The following is an 18,902-nucleotide window of genomic DNA, read 5'->3' on the forward strand; positions in this document are numbered from 1 at the left end:
TTAACTCTTCAAATAAGGAATCAGTGAACATGGATGTCACATTAACCAGTATTTTTATCACCGTGGCGATCGCGCATTTTTTGGCGTTATTAAGCCCCGGCCCGGATTTTGTTTTAGTGGTAAAAAGTGCCATTCGTAATAAAGGTCGCAATGCTATTGGTGTTGCTTTGGGAATTGCGATTGCCAATGCGGTTTATATTGGATTATGTCTTATTGGGGTTGGCTCGATTCTGGCGGCTTCTGTTCCCATCATGATTACGCTTAAAGTGATTGGCGGCTGTTTTCTTATTTATCTCGCTTATAAAGCTCTGAGAGCAAGAAAAAGTGCGTATCAAAATTTAGAAATTGTGGGTGATTCCGAGATAGAACCAAAAGGGAGTTCATTCTGGTTTGAATTTTTCACTGGCTTTATGTCGGGTATTTTAAATCCTAAAAACCTATTGTTTTACTTGAGTTTGTTTACTGTTGTTTTAACCAATGATGTGAGTTTTGGATTTAAACTCGGTTTAGGTATTTGGATGACAGTCGTTGTTTTTGCGTGGGATGCTGCGGTTATCTATCTTCTGTCGACTCCGCGAGTGAGAAAGCGCTTCACCAAAATAGCGTATTATATTGATAAAGTCACAGGTGCTTTATTAGGTATTATTGGCGTGACCATAGTGAAATCTGCGGTGGTGCGTTAACGCTAAGCTCACTCTTTTATAAGGCTGCTCTTTATAAGATTGCTATGCAGTATTTAAGTTGAATGCTTTTGATCGATAATAAGGTTATTTATGTTGTTTTATTAATGACAAAAGCTTCACAGTTTTCCGCGACAAAATCTAAAAATACTGAGATTCGCTTAGAGAGTGCGGTATTACGATAATAGACCGCATGCACTTCTTCTCTTGGCGTTGGGTGGATTAATTCGTTAGGTAATACTTCGATTAACTCCCCCGTCTCTCTAGCTTGCTTGGTCATAAAGTCACTTAATAAAGCAATGCCTTGACCAACTAGGCAAAGACGCATCACAGTTTCACCACTGCTGGCGGTAATCGACGGCGGAAGTTTCACTCGTTCGGTTAATGGCCATTCATTTAAAGCTTCATTATCAGAAAATCCGATAATTTTGTGCTGCTTAAGCGCTTCCGTTGTTTTTGGAATTCCGTATTCCTTTATATATTCCGGGCTTGCCAATAAGCGTAATCGACTTGTCCCCAGTTTTTTGGAATGTAGATTAGAGTCCGCTAGCTTACCAATCCGAATAGCAATATCAGTTCGCTTTTCAATGAGATCAATAAAGCCTTCGCTTGAAACAAGATCGAGCTGAATTAGGGGGTAAGCCTTTTGAAAGGCGGGAATAATAGGGATCAGTTGATGTAATACAAATGGACTAGCGGCATCGATTCTTAAGCGACCAGAAGGCTGGTGTTGCATTAATTTTAATGATTCTTCTGCTTTTTCAATATGGGATATCCCAAGCCTTATTTCTTCGATAAAGCGCTTACATTCTTCAGTTGGCTCGACTTTTCTGGTTGTACGATTAAATAAGTTGGTATTGAGATCATTTTCCAATCGTTGAATCGCCCGAGTTACCTTCGCGACGGGATACCCTAGGATGTCTGCCGCGCCAGAAAAGCTTCCGACATCTTGAATCGCCAATAGAATCGTAAGGTCTGATATTTTAGATATTATTGCCATAAGTGAAAAAGTAATTTGCCTAATATGCCATTTTTCACAATAGTAGACTGGGGCATACTCCTTAGCAACATAAATATGCTTAACCTCGATACCGTAGATTAAGCACAAATTTTTTGATGAGGAGTTTTTATGCCACTTGCTTTATGGGCGCTGACGCTAAGTGCGTTTGCTATTGGTACCACTGAGTTTGTGATTGTGGGGTTAGTCCCGACTATCGCCAACGATCTTGCGGTTTCACTTCCTTCTGCTGGGCTATTAATCAGTTTATATGCATTAGGTGTTGCGATTGGTGCGCCAGTACTAACCGCATTAACCGGGCGTTGGAACCGAAAACATGTATTGTTGACCTTAATGGGGTTGTTTGTCATTGGTAATTTATTAGCTTGGCAGGCTCCAAGTTATGAAACACTGATTATGGCAAGGATTTTGACAGGGTTGGCTCACGGTGTGTTCTTTTCTATTGGTTCCACAATTGCAACTGGGTTAGTGAGCAAAGATAAAGAAGGCAGTGCCATTGCGATTATGTTTACCGGCTTAACGGTGGCATTAGTCACAGGGGTTCCTTTAGGTACATGGATTGGGCAATTATTTGGCTGGCGAGCAACCTTTCTGATTGTTGCTGTACTTGGCGTCATTGCGTTAATCGGTAGTGCTTTATTGGTTCCTAATAATTTAAAGCAATCAAAAAGTGCGACGTTTAAAGAGCAGTTAGAAGTATTGATTCAACCACGTTTGTTGTTGGTGTATATGATGACGGCAGTCGGTTATGGCGGTACTTTTGTTGCATTTACTTACCTTGCCCCAATTCTTGAGCAAGTGTCAGGGTTTGCATCTAGCTCTATTGGTTTAATTATGCTGGTGTACGGTATTTCCGTTACTATCGGCAATATCTGGGGTGGGAAACTGGCGGATAAACTTGGACCTGTGAAAGCGTTATCCATTATTTTCTCAGCTTTAGCGGTAGTACTACTTGTCTTTACTTTTACCGCAACGAATCCGATTACGGCGATGATAACCGTGTTGGTTTGGGGAGCATTTGCTTTTGGTAATGTACCAGGATTGCAGGTTTATGTGGTTCAAATTGCCGAAAAGTACACACCTAATGCGGTTGATGTAGCATCTGGATTAAATATTGCAGCTTTCAACGTAGGTATTGCTATTGGTTCGATTGTTGGCGGTGCAGTTGTGGAGAATATGACGTTGACCGATACTCCGTGGGTTGGCGCTTTAATTGTTGTCGTAGCTCTATTATTGACACGTCTTTCGGGCAGACTAGACCAAAAAACAGTGTCATTGAAAGTGGCTTAATACGGTCGGTCAATATATAAAATAATGACTGAAAATAGGAGGTTGGTTGAGATGAACTCAGCTAACCTCCTTCACTCATATATTTACTACATCGCTTGCTTAGTCGCCGCGACGACAATCTCACGAATACAGACATTCTGTGGTTGGTGATAAGCAAACACGACGGTTCGAGCTATATCATCGGCCACTAAAGCGCCACCCATGCTGGCAGTCCATTCTTTATAGCCTTGCTTAATTTCATCAGATGAAGTGTGAGAAAGTAACTCAGTATCCACCGCTCCAGGTGCGATAGTAGTGACTCGAACATTAGAATCAGACACTTCTTCACGCACATTTTCTGAAATTGCATGAACGGCGAACTTGGTTCCGCAATAAGCGGCGTGATTGCCAAAAGTCTTACGACCTGCAATTGAGCTAATGTTGATGATAGTGCCTGTTTGGCGTGACTTCATTGGCGCTAACACCGCTTTCATGCCATTCATTAAACCAATCACGTTAACGTCAAACATTGTCTTCCACTCGCTGGAATCTTGAGTATCTAACTGCCCAAGTAGCATGCTACCAGCGTTGTTGATTAAGCCATCGACAGGGCCATATTGCGCTTCAGCTTTGGCAATCGCATCAATAAAGCTTTGTTCATCACTCACATCGACTTTAGCGCATAAGGTATTTGGTAAATTTAGCGCTTCTAAACGCTCAATACGACGAGCCAATAAGAGTAGTGGGTGTCCTAATGCGCTGAATTGACGTGCGATCGCTTCACCAATACCTGAACTTGCACCTGTAATGACGATAAGTTTTTTCATATTTGATTCCTGATTTAATTCGTTTGTTTATCTGATGGCGAGAATTATAAGGAGAAGTTTACTGTTGATATATATGGCTTAAGTTGAAATACTGTTTCCATATAGAAACAATAAAAGAGCGTGATGATGCTAAATCAAATCAACTTGAGCGATGTTCGCTCGTTTGTCTTAATTGCTGAACTGGGGAGCTTTACCAAAGCGGCTGAAGCGCTTGAAGTGTCGCGCTCACATGTATCAAAACAGATCACTCAGCTTGAAAAGCAAATGGGTGTGACTTTGCTGATCCGCACCACTCGAACCTTAAAGCTGACCGATGCAGGGGAATTATTCTTCAACCAATGTCAAAGCCACTTTTCAGGTATAGAGCAAGCAATCAATGCGGCGGTAGATGATGTTGAGCAAATGCGTGGCCACATTAACCTTAATTGTGTGGGTGGCCATTTAGGCGAGGATATTATTGCGCCTATGGTGGCAAGCTTTATGCGTCAGTACCCTGATGTGACTATTAGCATGGATTTTAGTAGTCATCGAGTGGATCTGATTAAAGATGATTTTGATTTGGCTATTCGCATGGGGTCGCTAGAAGATGCCGGTTTTGTTGGTCGGCAATTATTGAGCTTAGAAATGGTGACACTCGCCAGCCCGCATTATTTAAACCAACAAGCGACGGCTTTAAACCATCCGAAAGATCTACTTGCACATAATTGCCTCACGGGTAGTGTGAAGAAATGGCACTACCAATCGTTAAGCAAACCAATTCAAAATATCGATGTGACGGTTTCGGGCCAATTTGAATGCAAAAATGGCCGCTCGTTGATTAATGCGGCTCTGGTAGATTGTGGTTTAATTCGAGTCCCTAAGCTGTATTGCCTAACCGAAATCGAACAACAAAAGCTGGTGGAAGTGATGCCAGAATGGAAAATCCCCGACGTCAGCCTTTCCGTGATTTATCATAAAGACCGCTATCAACCTAAGCGGTTACAAGCGTTGCTAAAGCACTTTCAGCAGCAGTTTTCTCTTATTCGTTAGAGTGTATTCTATGAAACAAAATCAATGTTATGTTTTCACCGGTGGCCCTGGTTCAGGGAAATCATCAGTGATTACTGAATTAAAAGCGTTAGGTTATACCTGTGCGCCAGAGTCTGGTCGTGCCGTTATTCAACAACAAGTGGAGCAAGGCGGTGATGCATTGCCTTGGGCAAATAAATCGGCCTTTCGTGATGCAATGGTAGTCGAAGATAGACATCTATATGTGATGTATTCGAGTGCTAATAAACCGGTGTTTTTTGACCGTGGCATTATTGATAGTTATGGATATTCAATACTTGAAAGCTTACCGGTCTCAGAAGCACTATTAGACTCTTGCCGAGATTCTCAATACGCACAAAAGGTTTTTATTTTTCCACCGTGGGAAGACATATACACCAATGATGCGGAACGTAAGCAAGATTTTGCCGAAGCGGTTCGTACTTATAATGTGATGCAATCTGTTTATCTAGAGTTCGGATATCAATTAATAGAAGTGCCTAAACAGTCGGTTCAATCAAGAGTTGAGTTTATTTTGTCGCACCTGTCTTCTGATGTTATTCGCTTGAATTAAGTGCGTTCCTATCATTTATTTATTCCCAACCATTTATCGAGAAAATCATTATGTCATTACCTGCTTGCCCAAATTGTCAGTCTGAATATGTTTATCAAGATCAAAACCATCTTATTTGCCCAGAATGTGCCTACGAATGGAACCCGCAAGAAGAACTAGAAAATGCCTTTACGGTAAAAGATGCCAACGGAACGTTATTAGAAGAAGGCGATAAAATTACCTTAGCAAAAGACTTAAAAGTCACCGGTACCTCACAAGTATTAAAGATTGGTACTAAAGGCGTGGTTCGCCGCATTATTGAAGGCAAAGATCACGAGCTAGATTGTAAGCTACAAGGCATTGGCGAGATGTTGGTGTCAGGCAAGTATGTGAAGAAGGCTTGATGGGTTTATCGCTTGTGGCTTGTTTATTGCCTCAAAGGAGTTTGGCGTAATCAATGTAAACATCCCTTTTTTAGTGACACTCAACAGGACAGAAAAAACATTCAAACTGGAAGATATCTGGCGTATTAGAACAAGATTAGAGTCGAATTCGGGATCCCTAGCTCAACTCCAAACTACGACATATGTAATTCTAAGTAGACAGCATCATTTTGTTAAAAGAAATTGCTGGTTGCTTGAGTAATGAACAATACTCAGGACAATATTTCATCATAAGTTGAGATCGTGCATTACTAACCGCCTCTAATATGTGCGCTATTTTCTTAGACACCTTTCTTCAACTAAGTTATCTCGATTTTATCATTGTACATGAGAACTCTTATTTGTATGATTATTTGATGTTCTTCAAATTTTATAGAATGAGTTACAATTTTGTTGCTTTTCTTTGTGTGTGTATATTGGTTTGCTGATATGATGAATCCACTTAACAATTTTTCGAAATTGGTTGATTGAAATAGGTGTAATATGGATAGAAAGAAAACAAAGCGTAGATACTATGAAGTTGGGTTACAGATAGAAGATCTACTATATTCAGGCGTTTTTAAGGCTGGGGAAAGGCTGCCTTCAGAAAGAGAGTTAAGTGAACGATTTGATAGTAGCCGCGCGACAATTCGTGAAGCTATCATTATGCTTGAATTAAAGGGATTAGTTGTTGTTAAACAAGGTGCTGGGATTTATTTTATTGATTCACCTGAAAAAATCACGCAGCGTACCGTTATTCCATACAATGATGTTGGCCCATTTGAATTGTTACAAGCTCGTCAGATTATTGAATCTAACATTGCCGCATTTGCTGCTTCTCAAATTAAAATTAATGAACTACGTGAATTGAAACGCGTGTTGGATATGCAAGTTCAAGAATTGAACGGCGATAGTGAGAAGTTTGAAGAGTTGGATCGAATGTTCCATTGTTTAATTGCTGAATCCACACAAAATAGGGTGCTAATTAATCAAGCAGCAGAAATGTGGCGAAATGTTCGTGTAGAAAACCCCCTTTGGAAAGCATTAAATGATAAATATTTGCATGAACCTAAATTAAAAGAGAGTTGGTTACGAGATCATAAAGCAATCTTTATGGCTCTACAAAGAAAGTCACCTGAAGAAGCAAAGCAAGCTGTGTGGCAACATATTGAAAACTCTAAGCAAGAGTTACTAAAAATTGCAAGTTCAGATAATGGCGTAGAAGCTGATTTAGATGACTACTTTTTCTCTATGGATATGGCTATCTAACATTCGATATAGCGATCTTAACATTACATGTGAGATTTAAAATGGCTAACAAAGATTAATTTTGTTAGCCATTATTGATTACGATTAACTTAGTTGGAAAGCTTCATAAAGTATCTGAATCTGTTCATGAAAAACGGCGTTTATAGAGTGAATTGTGAACATCTTTTGCTGCTTTTACCATATCTTCATAAGGTGTATCCGTAATAGAAACAAAACCTACGTTATAGTTTTCGCCATCGTATGAACGGCCTGTAATCGGTGAATCTATATATTGAAACCAATGTGCACCAACAAAATATGGATTATCAATAACAGAGTTCATATAAGCTTGGTACATTTCCCCCCTTTCTTTTTGGTTATCTGCAGTAACTAATCCTGGATGAAACAAACCAGTATCTTTTGCACCTATATGAAACTCACCTATAATGCTTGGCATATCAATGTCAGATAAAAATTCCCACGCTTCTGGGTGTAGGCCTTCTTTGTAATAATTATAACTAATTACATCACAATGCTTCGCTGCAGCACGTACCACATCAGGAGTCATACCCCAATCGGCGAATCGGCATCCTAAATATAAGTGATTTGGTAATCTGCTTTTTAAAGAGTCATTAACTATACGGAAGTATTCCGTGGCATATGCTTCCAATAGCATCCCATAATCATCTAGTTGTGCTTCGTTATGCTGAAGGTTGTTAACGCCACTTGCTAAAGATTCCCAACTTGAAATATTGGTTAACCAAGCGTTATTTAATGCCTCAATTTTTCCATATTTATCTTGAAGCAGTTTAACAAATACTGCTTTTGTAGGGCTATCACATGCATCACGGGTTAATGTATGAATAGCAATACCATGTTGACCAGTAATGGTACCCATACGCCCCCAACTTTTTTCATTATCAATAAATATACCAACACACCAAGGTGATTGATTGATTTCATTTTCTATTTGTTTAGCTGTTGCTTCAGCTCTAACTTTGAATAATGGATCAAAAGGATCTGGTAATGGAGACCAGAAATCATCGCCACTACTTACTGTTTTGAAATCACCAATAATCCATCCATTTGCGAAAAAAGGGAGTTTTTTGTTGGAATAAAAATCGGGAGCAGTCCAGTTTCCCAAAGAAGAAAAACCCCAGTTGAGCATGCGATCGATGGTAACATCACGCCATTTTTGCATGAAATTATTACCATATTTACGGTGAAGGTTAGCCGCATAAAAGCTGTATGTTTCACCTTGATCTAAAGCGCCTTCAAATAATTCTCTCATATAAGCATAATGTTGGCCTAAAGGTTCATCGTATTTAGGTAACCATTGAAAACAATCTCTTCTTATTGCACTGAGAACTTTCGCCGTCGACTTAGACTCCATTGAAACTTCAAGTTTTTCAAGTGAATCTTCAGGTGTGAGGTCGTCTACATTACGTTGCTGAATAGTATTATGGTCATAATCAACGCCAGTCATAGTGTATGAGTTTGCTAAACGTATAATATCTAAGCCTGTTGCAAAATATGGATAACCATCAGGGTCAATTAAGGACCATTTACCATCAATTTTTTCAGTTCTAAAGTAACCAGTAGCGTTATGTTGTCCTTTTCCTGTAAAACCACTAAAACGTGAGCGATTGGGGAGAGCACCATTAGAAAGCTCTTTTAATTCCTCCTGGGTTTTATGCGCTAATTCTTGGTCTGAATGAATTTTTTCTGGATATTCGAAGTGGGCGTTTTGACCATATTGATCAATAATATTCGTTAAATACTTAGAGTTACATTTAGGGCTTTCTAAGAGACGGAAGTGACTCAGTAGTAAAGTATGGTCAATTAAGCTACCGTTGATACTGAATTCTATTCTTTGGATATTGGTGAGATCTAGATTCATTTCCCCCCACATCCATGTAGCGTAAATACTGTCATGCTCCCAAGGCGCTGGATTGGAACGAAAACCAGAATAATAGTTGGTCTTTCCGTTTAAATATTCGCCTTTTAATTCGATCAGATATGTATGAGTTGACTGTCCAGCAATATTTATACTTCTGCTGTGCATTTGACCTTTATGATCAAAAATATTAATAAATATCTGAGTTGAACGATGGCCTAAGTTATGAGCATCAAAAGCAAAGCAAAAGCTTGTTAGCTGACTCCAATCCCATATTTCATCCATAGCTGGGATGATATCCATACTAGTATACATGTGTTCTTTACTTTTCGTGTGAATCTCTACAGCTTTGTCTTTCTTTTTCGCAATGACATTTTTAAATTTAAACCCTGATGGAAACGTTTTCATATTGGTTTCAAAAAGAGGAATATAATTTTCACCATTTGTCTCTATAAAGTGTGCTTTGTCCAATGTCATTACTATCTCCTTCATATCCCTTATTTATTAGAATGTTATTTTTATGTTGCGTAACTTGAGTATTTGTAATCGTTTTACATGATACTTATATAGTATTACGTCTTTAATTTATGAGATTAGCTTTAGATCACATTCCAATAATAAAAATAGTAAGTTATTAATTTGTAATGGGTTATATTTGAATGGTGGAGATTGTATGGTTGTGTTTTTAAGCCGTCCTATAGAAAGTAATACAGAAATATTCATTTTGCGTGGAAACGATTACAGTTATTTGGGGGCGGTCACAGAAGTGAATAAATGAAGATTGTTATTATCGTGGTTCAGAAATTCTTAATTGAGGACATAGCAATGAAAGTTTTAGTGACAGGGGGTTTAGGTTACATCGGTAGTCATACTTGTGTGCAATTGATTGAAAGTGGTTATGAACCTGTGATTATTGATAATCAATCAAACAGTAAGCAAGAAGTTTTAAATCGTATTGAACGATTAACAGGTTGTAAGCCCTTATTCTTTCATGGTGATGTCCGAGATGAAGCAACTTTAGATTCAATATTTTCACAACATGATATTGGTGCGGTGATTCATTTTGCAGGCTTAAAAGCGGTTGGGGAATCTGTAGCGAAGCCCCTTGAATATTATGATAACAATGTGAATGGCTCATTGGTTCTTGCGCGTTGTATGAAAAAAGCTAATGTAAAAACGATAATTTTTAGCTCTTCTGCAACGGTTTATGGTGATCCAGAAACCGTTCCGATCACAGAAGACTTCCCTACCGGTAATACCACTAACCCTTATGGAAGCAGTAAGTACATGGTTGAGCAATGCTTGAGTGATCTATTTGTAGCGGATGATATGTGGAGTATTACGTTATTACGATACTTCAATCCAGTTGGAGCTCATAGCAGTGGAATTATGGGTGAAGATCCTCAAGGTATCCCTAATAATTTAATGCCATTTATTGCGCAAGTTGCGGTTGGGCGAAGAGATAAGTTAGCAGTCTTTGGTGATGATTATCCAACTCAAGATGGTACTGGTGTCAGGGATTATATACATGTTGTAGATTTGGCAGATGGGCACCTAGCGGCATTAAACCACTTATCAAATAAATCTGGTTTGCATATTTATAATTTAGGAACGGGTACAGGAAGTAGTGTATTGGATGTCGTTAATGCTTTTTCTGATGCTTGTGGCCATGATATTGCTTATGAAATTAAACCACGCCGTGCTGGTGACATAGCTGAGTGCTGGGCAAGTACTCAAAAAGCAGAAAAAGATCTCGGATGGGTAGCAACGCGAACGATAGAAGAAATGACGATTGATACATGGCGTTGGCAATCGAGCAACCCAAATGGTTATGAAGACTAATAATTAAGGTGTAAAAAACATGAAGTCAAATATTGAATTTAATCCAGTTGATCACCCTCATCGCCGATATAACCCATTAACAGGTCAATGGATATTAGTTTCACCACATAGAGCAAAGAGACCGTGGAGTGGCCAGGATGAAAAGCCAGTAATCGATTCGATTAAACCGTATGAAGAAAGTTGCTTTTTATGTCCTACTAATACTCGAATTTCTGGGGATGCTAACCCTGATTACCAAGGGACTTATGTTTTTCAAAATGACTTTGCGGCATTAATGCCTGACTCTCCAGATGCGCCAGAGTCTAATAATCCGTTGTTTAAAACTCAAGGAGTGCGCGGATTGAGCCGTGTTATTTGCTTCTCTCCTGATCACAGTAAAACATTACCAGAACTTAAAACAACACAAATACGAAATGTTATAGATACCTGGAATGAACAAATAGAGGAGCTAGGTAAATCTTACTTATGGGTTCAGGCTTTTGAAAATAAAGGTGAGGCTATGGGGTGCTCTCAGCCACATCCACATGGCCAAATTTGGGCAAATAGCTTTTTACCCAATGAGATTGAACGTAAAGATAAATACTTACGTGAATATTATGAGCAGTATGCCTCAAACTTATTGATTGATTATGTTCAAGCCGAGTTAAATGATGGGTCTAGAACGGTTGTAGAGACCGAGTTCTGGATAGCGGTTGTTCCATATTGGGCTGCCTGGCCTTTTGAAACGATGTTATTACCAAAAGTTCCTGCTCAAAGAATGGAAGATCTTACTGATGAGCAGAGGGATGACTTATCAATAGCGATTAAAAAATTAACCTCTCGTTATGATAATTTATTCCAATGTTCATTCCCATATTCAATGGGGTGGCATTATGCACCATTCTTCGATAATGAATTAGAAAGAGAAGATAAGAGTACCGAGCATTGGCAGCTTCATGCCTTGTTCTATCCACCATTATTGCGTTCTGCCACAGTGAAAAAATTTATGGTTGGTTATGAAATGCTCGCAGAAAGTCAACGTGATTTGACGGCAGAGCAAGCTGCTGAACGTTTACGCGCAGTAAGTGACAAGCACTACAAAGAAGCATAATGGTATATGAATTAGAGTGAGTATCCTCAGATATCTAAACTCTATAACTAATAAATTGTAAAGGTTGGATTTTAATCTGGCCCATAAAAAATAAAGGTTTAATTATGACAGAACGTTCAAAACAACTGATTGAAGCTGTATCAAGTGCTTTTGAAAGCGTATTTGGTTATTCCGCTGGAAATATTATCCAAGCTCCTGGCCGAGTGAATTTAATTGGTGAGCATACAGATTATAACGATGGATTTGTTCTACCATGCGCAATTGATTATCAAGCGGTTGTCGCGGCTAATAAGCGAAAGGATACAATTGTACGAGTCATCGCCGTTGATTATAACAACCAAATGAATGAGTTTGATATTTCGAAACCTTTGGTTTTTGATCAAGACACAATGTGGGTCAATTATATTCGTGGTGTTATAGATTGCCTACAAAAACGCGGTTATAAATTTGGGGGTGCAGATATTGCGGTATCAGGTAACGTTCCACAAGGTGCTGGGCTTAGCTCATCTGCAGCTTTAGAAGTTGTGATCGGACAGACATTTAAAGCCCTTTATAATTTAAATATTACCCAACAAGAAATAGCACTGAATGGCCAGCAAGCCGAAAATGAATTTGTTGGTTGTAATTGTGGGATTATGGATCAATTAATTTCTGCGGAAGGTAAACGTAACCATTCATTGTTGATTGATTGTCGAACACTGGAAACACAAGCTGTATCCATGCCTGAAGACATGGCAATAGTGATCATTAACTCCAATAAGAAACGTGGTTTAGTGGATAGTGAATACAATACTCGCCGCCAACAATGTGAAGAGGCGGCGGAGTTCTTCGGAGTGAAAGCTCTACGTGATGTAACGATTGAACAGTTTATAGAGCGTCAAGCCGAACTTGATCCAATTGTTGCAAAGCGCGCAAAGCATGTTATTACGGAAAATACACGTACGCTTGAAGCTGCTGAATCGCTTAAGTCACATGATATGCAACGACTATCTACATTAATGGAGTTATCACACGTTTCTATGCGAGATGACTTTGAAATTACTTGTCCAGAAGTAGATACGATTGTTGATATTGTCAAAAAGGTTATTAATGATCAAGGTGGTGTTCGAATGACTGGAGGTGGTTTTGGTGGTTGTGTGGTCGCCTTAGTTCCACCATCTCTTGTTGATGCGGTGAAACAAGCTGTTGAATCTCAATATGAAAAATTGACAGGTTTAAAAGAAACTATCTATGTTTGTAAAGCAATGGATGGTGCTAATCAATTGAGAGGGTTGTAATGAAACAAAAATTACTTAATTACCCAAACTCTGTTCATTCGTTATATCAAACAATGCAAGAAGGTAAAGCAAAAGATGGAGCTATCAGTAACCTTGTTACTTTAACAAATAATAAGGGAATGACAGCAACCTTCATGGATATTGGTGCCACTTGGCTCAGTTGCACAGTACCGTTAGAAGATAGCCATAGGGAAATTCTATTAGGTATTGATACTTTAGAAAAATTCTATCAACAAAAATGTTATTTAGGAGCTACTGTTGGGAGATTTGCTAACAGAATCAATAATGGCAAATTTTCGATAGATGGCGTTGAGTATCATTTAAATAAAAACCATGAACGATATTGTTTACATGGAGGGATAGAAGGATTTGATCAACGTAGATGGTCTGTTGAACTTCAAAGTACCAATCAAGTAATTTATTCGTTAATTTCCCCTGACGGGGATCAAGGGTTTCCTGGTGAACTTGACGTTTCAGTAAGCTATAGGTTAACGGAGCAAAATGAAGTTGAAATTTCTTATCATGCATTTACAACGAAAACTACGCCAATTAATTTAACAAATCATGCCTACTTTAACTTAGATGGGCACAACGAGAAAATGGATTGTCGTCAGCATGAATTATTGATTCTTGCAGAAAAGTTTCTTCCAACTGATGAGTATGGAATACCATTAAATCAGATTGATTCTGTTGAAAACAAAGGCTTAGACTTTCGAAGCTGTAAACTAATAGGGCAAGACTTTTTAACAGATCCCGAGCAAAGAGTCGTCGGTGGTTATGACCATTCATACTTGTTTGATTTTGGTAATAACACAAACCCTAATGTAGTCGCCAAAGCAGCTTCGTCAGATTATTCTATTGTAATGAAGGTTAAAACAACCCAACCAGCATTACAGTTTTACTCGGGAAACTTCTTAAATAATTGCCCTGGACGAAAAGAAACTGTGTATAAGAATTACTCGGGATTTGCCCTAGAGACGCAGTGTTTACCTGATTCACCTAATCATCCTGAGTGGTCAATAAGTAATACACTTCTACAGCCGGGTCAGCCATATAGGCATAAAACAATTTATCAGTTTGTTTATTAACATAATAAAAGATCAGTTATTCTCGAACGCTGACGTTCGAGAATAACCTAACATTTCCTTATTTATCTTCTACCATTTTATCCCAACGTTGCATTATCTTCATATAATCCTGCTTTGGATTAAGCATGAAAGAAGTAATATCATTTGGCATATCAGCACCTAACTCTACGGAAAGTGTTCCTACTGGAAAAGTGACAAAGTTTCCAGCATCGCGAGCATCTTCATAAGGTTTTGCTAATGGAGGTATACCAGATGTGCCATTTTTCAAGGTTGATATAGATGTATCGGCTTTCACATATAAGCTTAGATTTTCATCATGCATCCAATAATCTATCCATTTTTTTGCTGCTTCTTTGTGTTTTGCATCTTTTGGAATTGCCCAACCAGGACCATTATAATCTAATGAAATAGCTTTAGTGCCATTGATACTAGGGAATGGATGCAAACTAAAGTTTTCAGGTAATTGATCTTTTTGGAATGGAGCAATATTCCACAAGCCTTGAGGAAGCATTGCTACTTTGCCTGATTGAAAAGAGGTTAACGCCACGGACCAAGGATCAGTTCCTGCACTGATTTTAGGATCGAAACATTTGGCATCGATCATTTTTCGGAATGCCTCAAAAGCATTTTTCAATGATTTGGTTTCTGAGAACTTCTTCTTTCCACTCATTAAATCATTAATCAAAGTATGGTCAGGTTGATCGTTGTTTGCTAAGCCCATTGCCAAGAAATAAATAAATGGAGTCCATCCACCATTATTAGCAGCTAACAACATAGGTTGAACACCGTGAGCATCCAACTTTGTACACGCTTGTGTTAACTCGTCTATTGTTTGTGGATATTGTGAAATTCCAGCTTCTTTAAATAATGTATCATTGACAAAAACACCCATACCAGAAATTTGTAGCATAGCGTAATAGGTATTATCACCGATGCCAAGATATGGGATAAGCTCGGGCTTTATTCTATCGAGAAATGGTTGATCATTAAGTGGTATTAACTGGCCATTCCCCCCCCAATGTTGAATAAACTCTCGATCAACCATGACGACATCTGGTGGGTTTCCTGCTTGAAATCGGGCAGGAATACTCGTAACCATATCGTTGCGAGCCATGTAGTTAAGTTTAATTTTAATGTCAGGGTTATCTTTTTCAAACCGTTCAATAATTGTTGGGAAGTTGGCTACTTCAGCTCCAGCTCCTTTCCAACTTGAAACTTCAAGAGTGGTGATATTGGCATAAGTGGGACTACTGAAAGATAACGCTAATCCACAGTAGAGCGATAGTTTTTTGAGTTTCATCTAATGCACATCCTTTTGTTGTATTAATTGACTTGCCATCAATATTTGAATAAGCACGCAAAAGTGTTTAACACCACTAAAGAAAAACAAATAGGTACGAATTAAACAAATTGATTTTAAGTTGTTAGATATGGTTGTAGAGAAACTTGCCCAACTACACGCAAAGCGATAGGCAAGCAGGTAATAAAAAGCGATCTATCAAGCTCGCTTTTTTATTTGGGTCTAAATTAGTTATTCTTACGTGCTTGATTACGACGATCTTTCGCTGCTAGATCATCCCAGCGTTGTAGAATTTTATTGTAATCTTGATTTGGATTTAACATAAATGAAGTAATGTCATTCGGCATTTCTGCACCTAAGTCAACACCAACTGTTCCAACAGGGAAGGTTACTTTGTGTCCCGCACTTCGAGCATCAAGGTATGGTTTTGCAAGAGAAGGCACACCATTGGTTCCATTTGTTAGAGTTGTAATTGATGTGTCCGCTTTTACATAAGTTGATAAGTTGGCATCTTGCATCCAAAAATCTACCCACTTTTTGGCAGCATCTTTATGTTTTGAATCTTTAGGAATAGCCCAACCAGTTCCGGTATAGTCCATTACAATTGCTTTTTGTCCATTAATACTTGGAAATGGATGCAAGCTAAAGTTTTCTGGTAATCCGTCTTTTTGGAATGGTGCTATATTCCATAACCCTTGTGGTAACATGGCTACTCGCCCAGATTGGAAGGTTGTAAGTGCAACAGACCAAGGGTCAGTACCAGCACTGATCTTAGGTTGAACACATTCCGCTTCTACAATCTTTTTCATCCCTTCAAAAGCCTGCTTGAAAGAAGCGTTATCCGCAAATTTTTCTTCGCCAGAGACTAAACGATTAATCATTTCTGGATCCGGCGTATCAGAGTTTGCTAACCCCATAGCTAAGAAATAAACATATGGAGTCCAACTACCATTGTTGGCAGCCAATAACATTGGTTCAATGCCATTTTGTTTTAATTGGCCACAAACCTTAGTTAACTCATCAATTGTTTGAGGGTATTGAGTGACACCAGCTTTTTTAAACAAATCGTCATTGACATAAACGCCCATTCCGGAAACTTGCATCATTGCATAATATGCAGAGTCACCTAAACCAAGGTATGGTTTTAAGCTTGGTTCTATACGGTCAATAAAGGGTTGGTCATTAAGTTTCATAAGTTGACCATTCCCTCCCCAATGCTGGATAAATTCACGATCGACCATCACTACATCCGGTGGGTTTCCTGCTTGAAAACGAGCGGGAATACTTGTGATCATATCGTTACGAGCCATGTAATTAAGCTTTACTTTTATGTCAGGATTTTCTTTTTCAAATTTAGCAATAATCTCTGGAAACCCAGCGACTTCTGTTCCAGCGCCTTTCCAACTGGATACTTCTAGAGTTGTGGCAGCTGAAGCAAGGGTGCTTGTTCCTAGCGTTAGCGCTAACCCGCAGCATAAAGAGAGAGTTTTTAATTTCATATCTTTTTTGTCCTATTGTTATATGCAAATCACTTTGCTGTTATCTTCAATAATTTATTTAACTGCCCCTGCAGTCATACCATTTACGATCTGTTTAGAGAGTGCAAAAAATACGATAAGCAACGGTAAAGAGGCTAAAACTGCTGCTGGGAATAGCTGTGTAGGGTCAACAGAATAGGTCCCTAAGAAACGTAATACTGCTGGCATAATGGTTAATTTGCTCTCGGAAGTAATAAATAACAGTGGGTTTACAACATCATTCCAAACACCAAGAGTGACAAAAATCGCTAGTGTGCCGGTAATTGGTTTCAACATTGGAAAAATTATGTACCAATAAGTTTTTAAGAACGTTGCCCCATCTAAAGTCGCGGCTTCTTCTAATTCTTTAGGAATCGCTTTCATAAAGCTAGTGTAAAAGAATACACCTAATGGTAAATGACCCACGGTATAGACAATAATTAAGCCTATATAAGTATCTAATAAACCAAGGTCTCGCATAAATAAATATAACGGAGTTAGGGCTGCAAATGGTGGGATCACCATACCTAACATAAAGAAAATATACGCAGTATTAGTTAATTTACCTTTAATCCTAGCTAATGGATAAGCTGCTAAAGATGAAAGAATAGCCACTGCAATAATTGTCGTGACGGTAATTCCAATCGTATTCATTACTGTTCCAAAATAGTTCATGTCTGATATGACATTTACATAATTTGAAAAATGTAGCTCTGTTGGTAAGCCTAAAGGTTCTAACATTATTTCTTTACGGCTACGAAAAGACATAAAGATCATATAGACAACTGGCGATAAAATAACCGTAGTAATGAGGCACATAAGCCCAATTAACGAGCCTTGCTTGATATTACGTGGCGTTAATAATTTCTTTTTCTGAGTTCGATTCACAGGTGTACCCACCATATTTTGAGTGTCAGTTGAGGTAATGTTGTTCATTATATTTTATCCTCTCTTGAACGTAAGTAACTGTTTTGCAATATAGTAATAAGTGCAACAAATACAATCATTACAACGGACAGTGCAGCAGCCATACCATATTTAAACTCTTGGAAGATCAGCATGAAAATACGTAACCCTAATGTCATGGTTGAATAATCTGGACCTCCACCAGTCATAATAAATGGGTATTCGAATGACTTTAATGTACCAATAGTTGCTAAGGTAATATTTACTGTAATTGCCGGGGCAAGCAGGGGAATATCAATGTAAAAGAATGATTTGATTGGTGATACACCATCAACTCGAGCCGCATCTTTTACTTCGGAAGAAATGCCAGCGTAGCCTGCAAGGAATATAGCTGTTGAGTAACCAACAAACATCCATACGTGTACAGCGGCAACAGAAAAAATGGCTATTTGTGAGTCACCTAACCAGACTTGTTGTAAGCTGCCAAGTCCAATAGAGGCGAGTAATTCGTTTAACCCCCCACCTAATGGTGAGTATAAGTACTGCCAAATGTAACCAGCAATCACAAGAGAGAGCATTGACGGTACAAGAAGAGCCGTTCTTAACATGTTTCGAACTTTAGGTATGTTATAGAGAATCGAAGCAAAGATAAGGCCCAAGCCATTTTGAAAAATAACCACAGTGATTCCATAAACTAAAGTGTTTTTAAGAACTTGTAGATACCTATGATCTTGAAATATAGCTTGATAATTTTCCAAACCAATCCATTTAGCCTCACCTATACCTGCATATTGTGTCATGGATAGTGAAACACCTTGCATAACTGGGTAAATAGTAAATGTTAAATATAAAAACAATGCTGGAATTAAAAAATATAACCGTTTATCTATTCTCACAATCTCATCCTCTTTATTTTTTGCTTGATAAATGGATATAAGAAAA

The 18,902-nt window shown here is 38.5% G+C and carries 17 protein-coding genes; 10 read left to right on the forward strand and 7 right to left on the reverse strand.

What is annotated here, in order from left to right:
- Window positions 1-29 precede the first annotated feature (29 nt).
- Window positions 30-683: a LysE family transporter gene (locus L3V25_RS01920; RefSeq protein WP_237293813.1), complete on the forward strand. Its 654-nt coding sequence runs from the start codon at window positions 30-32 to the stop codon at window positions 681-683.
- 88 nt (window positions 684-771) lie between these two features.
- Here the strand turns inward: L3V25_RS01920 and L3V25_RS01925 are convergent, their stop codons facing one another.
- A complete protein-coding gene (locus tag L3V25_RS01925; RefSeq protein WP_267135399.1) occupies window positions 772-1,680 on the reverse strand; it encodes a LysR family transcriptional regulator in 909 nt (302 codons plus the stop codon).
- 129 nt (window positions 1,681-1,809) lie between these two features.
- Here L3V25_RS01925 and L3V25_RS01930 point away from each other — a divergent pair, with 129 nt between their 5' ends.
- Window positions 1,810-2,988, forward strand: a complete 1,179-nt coding sequence (locus L3V25_RS01930) for an MFS transporter (protein WP_237293815.1) — start codon at window positions 1,810-1,812, stop codon at window positions 2,986-2,988.
- Between the two features lie 86 nt (window positions 2,989-3,074).
- On the opposite strand, the gene L3V25_RS01935 is transcribed toward L3V25_RS01930, so the two are convergent.
- Window positions 3,075-3,794 carry an SDR family oxidoreductase gene (locus L3V25_RS01935; RefSeq protein ID WP_237293816.1) on the reverse strand — a complete coding sequence of 240 codons (720 nt, stop codon included), beginning with the start codon at window positions 3,792-3,794 and terminating at the stop codon, window positions 3,075-3,077.
- Window positions 3,795-3,920: 126 nt separating this feature from the next.
- On the opposite strand from L3V25_RS01935, the gene L3V25_RS01940 reads away from it, so the two are divergent.
- The 4 genes from L3V25_RS01940 (at window position 3,921) to L3V25_RS01955 (ending at window position 7,064) form a co-directional block, all read left to right on the forward strand.
- A complete protein-coding gene (locus tag L3V25_RS01940; protein WP_237294329.1) occupies window positions 3,921-4,823 on the forward strand; it encodes a LysR family transcriptional regulator in 903 nt (300 codons plus the stop codon).
- A gap of 10 nt (window positions 4,824-4,833) precedes the next feature.
- On the forward strand, window positions 4,834-5,394 hold the full coding sequence (locus L3V25_RS01945) for an AAA family ATPase (RefSeq protein ID WP_237293817.1): 561 nt from the start codon (window positions 4,834-4,836) through the stop codon (window positions 5,392-5,394).
- A gap of 50 nt (window positions 5,395-5,444) precedes the next feature.
- Complete coding sequence (locus L3V25_RS01950; protein ID WP_237293818.1) at window positions 5,445-5,777, forward strand: zinc ribbon domain-containing protein YjdM; 333 nt, start codon at window positions 5,445-5,447, stop codon at window positions 5,775-5,777.
- Between the two features lie 522 nt (window positions 5,778-6,299).
- A complete protein-coding gene (locus tag L3V25_RS01955) occupies window positions 6,300-7,064 on the forward strand; it encodes an FCD domain-containing protein (protein WP_237293819.1) in 765 nt (254 codons plus the stop codon).
- A 124-nt stretch (window positions 7,065-7,188) separates the two neighbouring features.
- Here the strand turns inward: L3V25_RS01955 and L3V25_RS01960 are convergent, their stop codons facing one another.
- Complete coding sequence (locus tag L3V25_RS01960) at window positions 7,189-9,417, reverse strand: beta-galactosidase (RefSeq protein WP_237293820.1); 2,229 nt, start codon at window positions 9,415-9,417, stop codon at window positions 7,189-7,191.
- A 348-nt stretch (window positions 9,418-9,765) separates the two neighbouring features.
- On the opposite strand from L3V25_RS01960, the gene galE reads away from it, so the two are divergent.
- The 4 genes from galE to galM all read left to right on the forward strand — a co-directional run bounded on the left by galE (window position 9,766) and on the right by galM (window position 14,237).
- Window positions 9,766-10,782: a UDP-glucose 4-epimerase GalE gene (gene galE / locus L3V25_RS01965; RefSeq protein WP_237294330.1), complete on the forward strand. Its 1,017-nt coding sequence runs from the start codon at window positions 9,766-9,768 to the stop codon at window positions 10,780-10,782.
- A 19-nt stretch (window positions 10,783-10,801) separates the two neighbouring features.
- Entirely contained in the window at window positions 10,802-11,872 is a 1,071-nt protein-coding gene (locus L3V25_RS01970; protein ID WP_237293821.1) for a UDP-glucose--hexose-1-phosphate uridylyltransferase, read from the forward strand.
- Window positions 11,873-11,976: 104 nt separating this feature from the next.
- Window positions 11,977-13,149: a galactokinase gene (gene galK / locus L3V25_RS01975; protein WP_237293822.1), complete on the forward strand. Its 1,173-nt coding sequence runs from the start codon at window positions 11,977-11,979 to the stop codon at window positions 13,147-13,149.
- Window positions 13,149-14,237, forward strand: a complete 1,089-nt coding sequence (galM, locus tag L3V25_RS01980) for a galactose-1-epimerase (protein ID WP_237293823.1) — start codon at window positions 13,149-13,151, stop codon at window positions 14,235-14,237. Before galK ends, galM begins: the two co-directional genes overlap by 1 nt.
- Before the next feature lie 58 nt (window positions 14,238-14,295).
- On the opposite strand, the gene L3V25_RS01985 is transcribed toward galM, so the two are convergent.
- The 4 genes from L3V25_RS01985 to L3V25_RS02000 all read right to left on the reverse strand — a co-directional run bounded on the left by L3V25_RS01985 (window position 14,296) and on the right by L3V25_RS02000 (window position 18,856).
- A complete protein-coding gene (locus tag L3V25_RS01985; protein WP_237293824.1) occupies window positions 14,296-15,537 on the reverse strand; it encodes an extracellular solute-binding protein in 1,242 nt (413 codons plus the stop codon).
- 227 nt (window positions 15,538-15,764) lie between these two features.
- The gene (locus L3V25_RS01990; protein ID WP_237293825.1) at window positions 15,765-17,036 is read right to left on the reverse strand and encodes an ABC transporter substrate-binding protein; all 1,272 of its coding nucleotides are present in this window, start codon (window positions 17,034-17,036) and stop codon (window positions 15,765-15,767) included.
- 54 nt (window positions 17,037-17,090) lie between these two features.
- A complete protein-coding gene (locus L3V25_RS01995; RefSeq protein WP_237293826.1) occupies window positions 17,091-17,990 on the reverse strand; it encodes a carbohydrate ABC transporter permease in 900 nt (299 codons plus the stop codon).
- Window positions 17,990-18,856: a sugar ABC transporter permease gene (locus L3V25_RS02000; RefSeq protein ID WP_237293827.1), complete on the reverse strand. Its 867-nt coding sequence runs from the start codon at window positions 18,854-18,856 to the stop codon at window positions 17,990-17,992. The genes L3V25_RS01995 and L3V25_RS02000 overlap by 1 nt, the downstream gene beginning before the upstream one ends.
- Window positions 18,857-18,902 lie beyond the last annotated feature (46 nt).

Source organism: Vibrio sp. CK2-1 (assembly GCF_021726515.1).
Classification (GTDB): Bacteria; Pseudomonadota; Gammaproteobacteria; order Enterobacterales; family Vibrionaceae; genus Vibrio.

What these genes read in the sequence shown, in the direction of transcription:
- L3V25_RS01950 (WP_237293818.1), top strand. Translation starts at nt 5,445, where the DNA reads ATGTCATTACCTGCTTGCCCAAATTGTCAGTCTGAATATGTTTATCAA.
- L3V25_RS01945 (WP_237293817.1), top strand. Translation starts at nt 4,834, where the DNA reads ATGAAACAAAATCAATGTTATGTTTTCACCGGTGGCCCTGGTTCAGGG.
- galK (WP_237293822.1), top strand. Translation starts at nt 11,977, where the DNA reads ATGACAGAACGTTCAAAACAACTGATTGAAGCTGTATCAAGTGCTTTT.
- L3V25_RS01985 (WP_237293824.1), bottom strand. Translation starts at nt 15,537, where the DNA reads ATGAAACTCAAAAAACTATCGCTCTACTGTGGATTAGCGTTATCTTTC.
- galE (WP_237294330.1), top strand. Translation starts at nt 9,766, where the DNA reads ATGAAAGTTTTAGTGACAGGGGGTTTAGGTTACATCGGTAGTCATACT.
- L3V25_RS01995 (WP_237293826.1), bottom strand. Translation starts at nt 17,990, where the DNA reads ATGAACAACATTACCTCAACTGACACTCAAAATATGGTGGGTACACCT.
- L3V25_RS01960 (WP_237293820.1), bottom strand. Translation starts at nt 9,417, where the DNA reads ATGACATTGGACAAAGCACACTTTATAGAGACAAATGGTGAAAATTAT.
- L3V25_RS01970 (WP_237293821.1), top strand. Translation starts at nt 10,802, where the DNA reads ATGAAGTCAAATATTGAATTTAATCCAGTTGATCACCCTCATCGCCGA.
- L3V25_RS01940 (WP_237294329.1), top strand. Translation starts at nt 3,921, where the DNA reads ATGCTAAATCAAATCAACTTGAGCGATGTTCGCTCGTTTGTCTTAATT.
- L3V25_RS01925 (WP_267135399.1), bottom strand. Translation starts at nt 1,680, where the DNA reads ATGGCAATAATATCTAAAATATCAGACCTTACGATTCTATTGGCGATT.
- L3V25_RS01930 (WP_237293815.1), top strand. Translation starts at nt 1,810, where the DNA reads ATGCCACTTGCTTTATGGGCGCTGACGCTAAGTGCGTTTGCTATTGGT.
- L3V25_RS01955 (WP_237293819.1), top strand. Translation starts at nt 6,300, where the DNA reads ATGGATAGAAAGAAAACAAAGCGTAGATACTATGAAGTTGGGTTACAG.
- L3V25_RS01935 (WP_237293816.1), bottom strand. Translation starts at nt 3,794, where the DNA reads ATGAAAAAACTTATCGTCATTACAGGTGCAAGTTCAGGTATTGGTGAA.
- galM (WP_237293823.1), top strand. Translation starts at nt 13,149, where the DNA reads ATGAAACAAAAATTACTTAATTACCCAAACTCTGTTCATTCGTTATAT.
- L3V25_RS01990 (WP_237293825.1), bottom strand. Translation starts at nt 17,036, where the DNA reads ATGAAATTAAAAACTCTCTCTTTATGCTGCGGGTTAGCGCTAACGCTA.
- L3V25_RS01920 (WP_237293813.1), top strand. Translation starts at nt 30, where the DNA reads ATGGATGTCACATTAACCAGTATTTTTATCACCGTGGCGATCGCGCAT.